Genomic DNA, 8,956 nt, shown 5'->3' on the forward strand with positions numbered 1-8,956 from the left:
TGAAGGCGGTGGACAAGTTCGAATACCGTCGCGGTTACAAGTTCTCAACCTACGCCACCTGGTGGATTCGCCAGGCGATCACCCGCTCGATTGCCGACCAAGCACGCACCATCCGTATTCCGGTGCACATGATCGAGACAATCAACAAGCTCAACCGTATTTCCCGGCAAATGCTGCAGGAAATGGGTCGCGAACCGACCCCGGAAGAGCTGGGTGAACGCATGGAAATGCCTGAGGACAAGATCCGTAAGGTATTGAAGATCGCTAAAGAGCCGATCTCCATGGAAACCCCAATCGGTGATGACGAAGACTCCCACCTGGGTGACTTCATCGAAGACTCGACCATGCAGTCGCCAATCGATGTCGCCACTGTTGAGAGCCTTAAAGAAGCGACTCGCGAAGTCCTCTCCGGCCTCACCGCGCGTGAAGCCAAGGTACTGCGCATGCGCTTCGGCATCGACATGAATACCGACCACACCCTTGAGGAAGTCGGTAAGCAGTTCGATGTAACCCGCGAGCGGATTCGTCAGATTGAAGCCAAGGCGCTGCGCAAGCTGCGCCACCCGACGAGAAGCGAGCACCTACGCTCCTTCCTCGACGAGTAACACCAAAACCCCCGGCCCTGCCGGGGGTTTTGCATTCTGGGCAACTACCAAGGCCTGCCAAGCGGTCTACACTTTTCCCAATTGCCCAGCGAACGAGCCAGCCCATGCCGCGTGTTGCAGCCACCCTCCTGTTGTGTTTGGCGTGCTGGACCGTGCCCGCCCTCAGCCTTGAGTTGACGCCCGCCGAGCAAACCTGGCTGACCGAGCATCCGCAACTGAGCCTGGGCGTTGACCGCGACTGGCCCCCCTACGAATTTATCGACAACGATGAGCAGTACCAGGGCCTCGCCGCCGACTATGTACGCCTGATCGAGCAGCGCCTGTCGATCACCCTGCGCCCAGCCCCCGCACAGAACTGGAGCGAAGTGCTGGCCGATGCCAGAACCGGCAAACTGCACCTGCTACCCAGCCTGATGGCCACCCCCGAACGCGAGCAATACCTGACCTTCACTCGCCCCTACCTCGACTTCCCGATTGTCATCCTGACTCAGGAGCAAGGCCCGCAACCGCGCAGACTGCGCGAGCTGCAAGGCCTGCGCGTGGCAGTGGTCGACAGCTACGCCACCCACGAACTGCTGCGCGACAAACACCCCGAGCTGCGCCTCTGGCCGCGCCCCAGCGTGGCCGCCGCTTTGCAAGCGCTGGCCTCCGGGCAAGCCGACGCAATGGTCGGCGACCTGGCCTCCAGCGTCTGGCACCTGCGCCAGCTCAAGCTCGACGGCATCACCATAAGCGGGCAAACCCCGTACCGCTACCAACTGGCCATGGCCGTACCGAAGGACCAAGCGATCCTGGCCGGCATTCTCGACAAGCTGCTGGACGAACTCACCCCCAGTGAAATCGCCGACATCAAGCAGCGCTGGGTCGGTGATCCGCTTGATGAGCGCCCGTTCTGGCGCAGCTTGCTGCTGTTTGGCCTGCCCGGCCTGCTGGTGGCCTTGCTGATCATCTTCAGCATCCTGCGCATCAACCACCGCCTGCGCAGTGAAATGCACAACCGCGCCCTATTGGAAGGCGAGCTGCGCAACAGCGAGCAGCACTACCGCGGCCTGGTGGAAAGCCTCAACGCCGTGGCCTGGCAGATGGACCCCAGCGACTTTCGCTACACCTATGTCGCCCCCCAGGCAGAGAAGCTGCTCGGCTATCCGGCACAGGACTGGCTGCAGCCCGGCTTTATCGAACGCATCCTGCACCCCGATGACGCGCGCCACACCCTCGACTATTGCCGCAGTGAAACCCAGGCCGGACGCGACCACAGCATGGACTACCGCATGCTCGCCGCTGGCGGCCGCGAGGTCTGGGTACGCGATATCGTCACCCTGTCGCCGCAAGATGGCAGCCAAATGCTGCGCGGCCTACTGATCGACATCACCGAAACCAAGCGCACCGAACAGGCGCTGGCCCTGTCGGAGCAGAAATTCGCCTCGGTATTCCACAGCTGCCCGGACATCATTGCCCTGCTCAACCTACACGACGGCCGCCTGCTGGCGGTCAACAACACCTTCGAGCAACAGTTCGGCATCAGCGCCGCCGAAGCCATCGGCCACACCAGCTCGGAGTTGGACCTGTGGATGGAGCAAGGCATCGGCCCACGTATTCTGGAAATGCTGCGCAAGGGCAGCGCGCACAATATCGAGGGCACCTTCCGCCGGCGCGATGGCGGCCAGTTCACCGCGCTGATTTCCGCACAGAAGGTCACCCTGGATGACAACAGCACCCTGGTCGTGGCGGTACGCGACATCAGCGAGCTGAAGGACACCCAGCAACGCCTCAAACTCTCCGAAGACAAATTTGCCAAGGCCTTCCACGCCTCCCCCGACGGCCTGCTGATCACCCGTCTGAGCGACGGCCAGCTGCTGGACGTCAACGAAGGCTTCAGCCACATCACCGGCTACAGCGTCAATGAAGCGACCGACACTTCGACCCTGCAGCTGGGTATCTGGGCCGACCCGGACGACCGCACCCGGATGTTCGAGCACGTGCAGCAGCATGGCTCGGTGCGTGATTTCCGCGCCCTTATCCGCACCCGCAATGGCTCGCTGCGCACCTGCGAGATGTCGGTGCAGCCGATCCCCATCGAAGGCGACACCTGCATGCTGACCATCGCGCGCGACATTACCGAGCGCGAGCAGATGCAGGAAAACCTCAAGCAGGCCGCCACCGTCTTCGAAAGCACCGCCGAAGGCGTGATGATCACCGACCTGCAGCAGCGCATCACCGCGGTCAACCGCGCCTTCACCAGCATCACCGGCTACAGCGAAGCCGAAGCCCTCGGTCAGTCGCCGCGCCTGCTCGCCTCCGGCAACCACGACAGCGCCTTCTACGCCGCCATGTGGCACAACCTCAGCGCCTCCGGGCACTGGCAAGGCGAGATCTGGAACAAGCGCAAGAGCGGCGAGCTCTACCCGGAATGGCTGACCATCAGCGCCGTGCGTGACAGCGATCAGCAGATCACCCACTTTGTCGGCGTGTTTGCCGATATCAGCTCGCTCAAGCACGCCCAGGCCAGCCTCGATCACCAGGCTCATCACGACCCGCTCACTGGCCTGCCCAACCGCATGCTGTTTGAAGCCCGCCTGCGCGCCGCCCTCGAAGACGCGCACATCGACAAACGCATGGGCGCCGTACTGTTTATCGACCTGGACCGCTTCAAACACATCAACGACAGCCTCGGCCACCCGGTCGGCGACCAACTGCTGAAGAGCATTGCCGTACGCCTGAAAGCCCACCTACGTGATATCGACACCGTGGCGCGCCTCGGCGGTGATGAATTCATCATCCTGCTGCCCGGCCTGCAACACGATGGCGATGCAGAACTGGTGGCGCACAAGCTGCTCGACTGCTTCAGCCTGCCCTTCCAGTTCGACGAGCAGGAGCTGTTTATCAGCGCCAGCATCGGCATCAGCCGCTACCCGGACGACGGCGACGATGTCGCCACCCTGGTGAAAAATGCCGACGCCGCCATGTACCGCTCCAAGGCGCGCGGACGCAACCGCGTGGAACTGTACACCCGCGACCTGACCTTCCAGGCCACCGAACGCATGGCCTTGGAGCGCGAACTGCGCCGCGCCATCGAACTGGAACAACTGCAGCTCTACTACCAACCCAAGCGCAGCCTCAGCAACAACCGCCTGATTGGCGCCGAGGCACTGGTGCGCTGGCATCACCCGGTATTCGGCGAAATCCCGCCGGATCGCTTTATTCCCCTGGCCGAAGAAACCGGCCTGATCATCGCCCTTGGCGACTGGGTGCTGCGCCAGGCCTGCTGGCAAATGCAGCAATGGCAACAACAGCACGCACCGTTCGGCCCGCTGTCGGTCAACCTAACCGGCGTGCAACTGCGCCAGCCGCACCTGCTGGTACGCATCTCCAGCCTGCTGGAAGACAACGACCTAGCCCCGGAGCTGCTGCAACTGGAAATCACCGAAAGCTTCATCATGAACCAGGCTGAAGAAGCGCTGAACCTGCTGCACCAGCTGAAAAGCCTGGGCATTCAACTGGCCATCGATGATTTCGGCACCGGCTACTCCTCGCTCAGCTACCTCAAGCGCCTGCCGGTCGACACCCTGAAAATCGACCAATCCTTCGTGCGCGGCCTGCCCAACGACAGCAACGACGTCGCCATCGTGCGCGCCATCATCGCCCTGGGGCGCAGCATGCAACTGACCGTGATCGCCGAAGGGGTGGAAACCAAGGCCCAGGAACTGTTCCTCGCCGCCGAAGGTTGCGAGCAGATCCAGGGCTTCGTCATCAGCCGCGCCATCCATGCGGACGCCTTCGCACAAAACTTCCTCACCCCGCGCCATTCGGTTGGCGCTGCCGAGAAGGCACCGGTATAATCCGCCCGCCTCTGAGGGCCCATAGCTCAGTTGGTTAGAGCAGAGGACTCATAATCCTTTGGTCCACGGTTCGAGTCCGTGTGGGCCCACCACCTTTAAAGCCGCGCACTGCGCGGCTTTTTCATGTCTGCGAGAAAAACAGCTAGGCCAGTACAAAAGTACATTGCCGGTACAGCAGTACGCTTTGGAGCAGGAAAAAGATGGCCACCATCTTCAAAACGGACACAGGCAACTATAAAGCCCTGGTGCGGAAAACCGGCTGGTGGAAGCGATTGGAAGCTTTCATACAGTGAATATCGTGGAGCTGGATGATGGTGTCGCGGTAAGGGGCAACAGCTACCAAATCAACCAGCCCGAAGAAAATAACCACTAGTTGGCCGTATTGTGGGGCCTGGAGGAGGGGGCTACGAAACCAGGGATGACACACTGGAAGCAAACCTACCGACGCATGCACGACGTCACCGCCTCGAAAAGTGAACTTAGCCACATCGGAAAAATCCCATGGAGCTCAGAATGCTTGATGACTTGGCACAAGGACGACAGCCATGGCAAAACCCGCCTCCCGCCTTAGCGATTTAAATGCGTGCCCCATTCCTGGGCATGGCACCAACCCGACCACCAGTGGTTCGCCGGATGTACTGATCAACAACCTTCCCACCCTGCGGGTCGGTGACAGTACGGCCTGTGGCGATGCGGTCAGCGAAGGCATAAGCAGCATCCTGGTCAATGGAAAACCCATTGCGTTTCTTGGCAGTGCCACCGCTCATGGCGGGATCATCATCACCGGTTCAGGCGACGTACTGGTTGGTACTCAATCGGGCAGCGCGCCGTTCAGCGCACCAGAAATCCTGCCCAGGCACAGCGAGCAGTACCAGTTGATAGACAGCAATAGCGGCCAACCCGTCGAAGACGCGCTCTACTGCGTGGAATGTGGCGATGGCCAGCGCTTTGTCGGTTACACCAATGGCTATGGCAATACCGAGCGGGTATTTACCAAAGACCCACAATCCGTTGTCGTTCGCTGGGGACGGGATGCGGCCAATTACCTCAAGCAACAGGGCATTAGCTTCTAAGGACGGATGCAATGACAGCACCTCATCAAGGTAAGACTAGTGCCGAGCACGCTATTCAGCAGATCCCTATTGCCCTGCAGCGTGACTTCATTACCGTGGTCGGCGCCTCGCATATGACCCTGATGGAAAAACTTCGGGGGCAGAAAGGCAACAAGATGCGTTTTATCAATCAGGGCATCCGGCAAACTCGCCTCTACCCGCCCGCAAGCGCTAACGATGCCACCCAACGAATTTTTCTGATTTTCACCGAAGACTACGAACGCCCCCTGCTCGATGCCATAAAGGACGTGGTCGAAACCCGCTATGGCGCTAAGTATCGCGAACTGGATTCAATTGCCCAGCTGCTCGACTTCATCAACCTACGCATCAGCAAAAAGCGTGAGATCAAGCAACTCGACATTTTCTCCCACGGCCTGGTCGGCACCATCGAGTTTGGTTATGAACTAGACAAGGCTGACAGCTACCGCATGCGCGATGCCCAAGCCCTGATGCTCAAGCCTGAAGCGTTCGACCTGAGTGCCAAGATTCACTCCTATGCTTGCCGTACTGGTCTTGGTATTCACGCCGACGTACACGTCCGCGAGGGCGAAGATCCGTTGTACGAGAAAAGTCTGGCGCAGTTGATCGCCAACACCGCTCAAACTGCTGTGTGGGCGTTTCCACGGCGCAGTAATTATGACCAGACCTACGGCAATGCCAGTGATCGTGCTGGGTTAACCAATGCCCAGGAGAAAACCAAAGCCGACGCACAAGCAATGAAGGCATACAGGCATCGACTCAGCGACTATCAGAGGCGCTTAGCCGCGCACCGACAGGCCAGTAAAGACGCAAACGCCCAACTACCTAACGCACCCGCGCCACAGCCACCGATCAAAACTGCCAGCGCGCAGGATGAGGCCCTAGTACGCCATGCCAATAGTCGCGATGGAAATGATCGAACCATCGGTTACCCACTGGACGCTGAGGGGGCGGTTCGCCCTGTGCGTGCAGGCGACTCGCCCACTGGGGTACCTGCCACCCTGCGGGAATACAAGCCACTATGAGGCGCTTGAACAAGCTACTGCTATGTAGCATTGCCCTGGTCGCCAGTTTGGCGGCCGGGCTTTATCTGAATGCCAAGGAAAGCCAAATGCCAAAAAAAATCATGACGTATTACGGCGGTTTCGAAGTCGAAGAGATGTTCGATGCCAGCCAGTGGTTTGTTAGTGGCATGTACAAACCACGCAACATTGAGGCCGACGGCGGAGCCAGCAATGTCACCATGCTACGCAGCCAGCTCAGGCCCTTTACACCCGAGCAATTGGCCGAGCTTCCCTATGCCGCGGCCGAAGCCTTCGACAGCAGCTACCTTGAAGACACAGATACCCAGGCACTGATACTGAACCAGCCCGATCTCAGCCATCGCATCCGCTATACCTACAGCGCCTTCGCCGAGCCCAACAAGCCCGAGGACTACTACTATCTCTACTTGGAATTGGACGGTCGGAAGTTTGCCATCCTGTTCGCGCGCGATGCGCTGACTGGCAATGACCTAACCGGAAAAGACGCCAAGGAAATCAGCGGCGACTACGCCTCGCAAGCCGAGCATCGAAAAGCCTTTGCCGAAATAGCAGAACTCGAACGCAAATCGCGCTAACCACCTCCTCCGCAAAGAACAACGCAACCATGCTGCGAAATACGCTGCTCACTCTCTGTATGGCCATTCCGCTAACAGGTTGTGAAGTCCTCATGCTCAGTAATGTCGTGGTCGGCTGCGCCATAAGGCCTGCGCCGGAGCTTCTGCCCAGGGAGCTTCCTGCTGCAGTCGTGGGAGCCCCCTATCGCATTCGTTATAGATGTGATCAACGCCAGTACCCCCATGAGCCAGTTGCTGGTATCTCCAGGCATGCCATTGCCCAATGGCTTGGAGTTAACCCATATCGAAAGAGAAAAGCATGGCGTTATTCAGGGTATTCCCACCAAGGCTGGGGGCTACGACGTACTGGTTTATGGCAGCACCTATGGCACCCAATGCACGGGGCAAGATATAGAAAGGCTTTACAGGCTCGATGTCACCGATAACGGGCACTCAACGGCAGCAGATCCAAACACGGATTAATGCCGCTCTACACCGCGCGAACGATCCAGCCCAATACCACAGCCGCGCCCTCCAACTTATAAAGCCCTCACGATGAACAAACGCCGAATTGCCCTGCTCGCTAGCTGTGTTCTGCTGCCTTTGATCGCTCTGGCGACTTATGCAGCCGTTACCCGCATCAACCCCAACGACCAACACTCTGTAGGCGATGAGCTCGATGAGTTGAATGGCGTGGCGATTTACTACAACGGTGGGGTCAATACCGTGCAGGGCCGCAACCTGAGCGCGGACGGCTACAACCTGGGGCTACGTTATCAATGCGTGGAGTTCGTAAAGCGCTACTACTTCGAGCGCCATGGCCACCGTATGCCCGACACCTACGGGCACGCCAAAGACTTCTTCGACCCAACCATCAGCGACGGCAGCCTGAACGCCAAACGGGCGATGTTGCAGTTTCGCAACGGCAGCACCGAGCAGCCGCAAGCAGAAGACCTACTGGTGTTCGCCCCCTCGCTGCTCAACCGCTACGGTCATGTCGCGATCATTGCCAGCGTCGGCACTGGCACCCTGCAAATCGCCCAGCAAAACCCCGGCCCCTTTGGCAGCTCCAGAGAAGACCTGGTGCTTACCCAACGAGAAGGCCACTGGTATATCGAGCAGTCACGGGTACTGGGTTGGCTGAGACTGCTGCCAGCTGACGAACTGTCTGTACCTGAGCAGAACTACAGTCCCGAGCAATAGCCCGCCTACCCGGCGGCGGTCGTAGCACCCGCTACCACGTTTGCTACGCAACCAGCGCGCCAGGCAGCTAGGCTGGTCTGAAAGGCGACGCAGCAAGCGATGCACTGAAGTTGCGCCGCTGAGCCCTCAAGGGCTGACAAGGACAGGCGCGGGAGAGCTAGGGATGGCGAATCATTATGCCGACAAGCAGTGGGCTGCATTCAGAGAACAGGTAATAGCGCTGGATGGTGGCGTTTGCGTTGAGTGTGGCCGTGGGCGGCCGGATGGCGTCGCCCTGCAAGTTCACCACAAGCACTACATCAGCGGGCGCAAGCCCTGGCAGTACGACCATTCGGATTGTGAAACGCTCTGCCGGGGCTGCCATGCGCGCGAGCATGGGGAAATACGGCCCGACTCAGGGTGGGAATACAGTGGCGAAGATGACCTCGGCGACCTCGCCGGCAACTGTGAGCTGTGCGGTACAGCGATCCGCTATGTGCACTATGAATCGCCCCCGGTTTTCTAGACACTCTCCAAGCTCTGGAAATAGCGTTTTTCAAACTCTACCGGTGACAGCTGATTGTTGAAACCGTGTCGGCGTTTCGGGTTGTAGAACATCTCGATGTAATCGAACACATCGGC

Annotated in this window: 9 protein-coding genes and 1 tRNA gene; 9 read left to right on the plus strand and 1 reads right to left on the minus strand. The window is 59.4% G+C overall.

Annotated features, from left to right (window positions below; genetic code table 11):
• The 9 genes from Q8M42_RS14870 to Q8M42_RS14910 form a co-directional block, all read left to right on the plus strand.
• A partial coding sequence (locus Q8M42_RS14870) for a sigma-70 family RNA polymerase sigma factor (RefSeq protein ID WP_305284355.1) occupies window positions 1-605 on the plus strand: 605 nt, incomplete at its 5' end.
• 104 nt (window positions 606-709) lie between these two features.
• On the plus strand, window positions 710-4,444 hold the full coding sequence (locus Q8M42_RS14875) for a bifunctional diguanylate cyclase/phosphodiesterase (RefSeq protein WP_304867627.1): 3,735 nt from the start codon (window positions 710-712) through the stop codon (window positions 4,442-4,444).
• 15 nt (window positions 4,445-4,459) lie between these two features.
• Window positions 4,460-4,536, plus strand: a tRNA-Ile gene (locus Q8M42_RS14880).
• A 453-nt stretch (window positions 4,537-4,989) separates the two neighbouring features.
• Window positions 4,990-5,517 carry a PAAR domain-containing protein gene (locus Q8M42_RS14885; protein ID WP_304867630.1) on the plus strand — a complete coding sequence of 176 codons (528 nt, stop codon included), beginning with the start codon at window positions 4,990-4,992 and terminating at the stop codon, window positions 5,515-5,517.
• An 11-nt stretch (window positions 5,518-5,528) separates the two neighbouring features.
• Window positions 5,529-6,560: a hypothetical protein gene (locus tag Q8M42_RS14890; RefSeq protein WP_304867632.1), complete on the plus strand. Its 1,032-nt coding sequence runs from the start codon at window positions 5,529-5,531 to the stop codon at window positions 6,558-6,560.
• Between the two features lie 5 nt (window positions 6,561-6,565).
• Window positions 6,566-7,153, plus strand: a complete 588-nt coding sequence (locus Q8M42_RS14895; protein WP_304867634.1) for a hypothetical protein — start codon at window positions 6,566-6,568, stop codon at window positions 7,151-7,153.
• Between the two features lie 222 nt (window positions 7,154-7,375).
• Complete coding sequence (locus tag Q8M42_RS14900; protein WP_304867636.1) at window positions 7,376-7,615, plus strand: hypothetical protein; 240 nt, start codon at window positions 7,376-7,378, stop codon at window positions 7,613-7,615.
• Between the two features lie 72 nt (window positions 7,616-7,687).
• The gene (locus Q8M42_RS14905) at window positions 7,688-8,335 is read left to right on the plus strand and encodes a CHAP domain-containing protein (protein ID WP_304867638.1); all 648 of its coding nucleotides are present in this window, start codon (window positions 7,688-7,690) and stop codon (window positions 8,333-8,335) included.
• A gap of 163 nt (window positions 8,336-8,498) precedes the next feature.
• A complete protein-coding gene (locus Q8M42_RS14910) occupies window positions 8,499-8,840 on the plus strand; it encodes an HNH endonuclease (protein WP_304867640.1) in 342 nt (113 codons plus the stop codon).
• On the opposite strand, the gene Q8M42_RS14915 is transcribed toward Q8M42_RS14910, so the two are convergent.
• The coding region (locus Q8M42_RS14915) for an IS3 family transposase (RefSeq protein WP_304867645.1) at window positions 8,837-8,956 on the minus strand (120 nt) is incomplete at its 5' end. The genes Q8M42_RS14910 and Q8M42_RS14915 overlap by 4 nt on opposite strands.

The organism is Pseudomonas sp. (genome assembly GCF_030684895.1).
Classification (GTDB): Bacteria; Pseudomonadota; Gammaproteobacteria; order Pseudomonadales; family Pseudomonadaceae; genus Aquipseudomonas.

Coding starts and splice junctions, on each gene's coding strand:
- Q8M42_RS14875 (WP_304867627.1), top strand. CDS start 710: ATGCCGCGTGTTGCAGCCACCCTCCTGTTGTGTTTGGCGTGCTGGACC.
- Q8M42_RS14885 (WP_304867630.1), top strand. CDS start 4,990: ATGGCAAAACCCGCCTCCCGCCTTAGCGATTTAAATGCGTGCCCCATT.
- Q8M42_RS14890 (WP_304867632.1), top strand. CDS start 5,529: ATGACAGCACCTCATCAAGGTAAGACTAGTGCCGAGCACGCTATTCAG.
- Q8M42_RS14900 (WP_304867636.1), top strand. CDS start 7,376: ATGAGCCAGTTGCTGGTATCTCCAGGCATGCCATTGCCCAATGGCTTG.
- Q8M42_RS14905 (WP_304867638.1), top strand. CDS start 7,688: ATGAACAAACGCCGAATTGCCCTGCTCGCTAGCTGTGTTCTGCTGCCT.
- Q8M42_RS14910 (WP_304867640.1), top strand. CDS start 8,499: ATGGCGAATCATTATGCCGACAAGCAGTGGGCTGCATTCAGAGAACAG.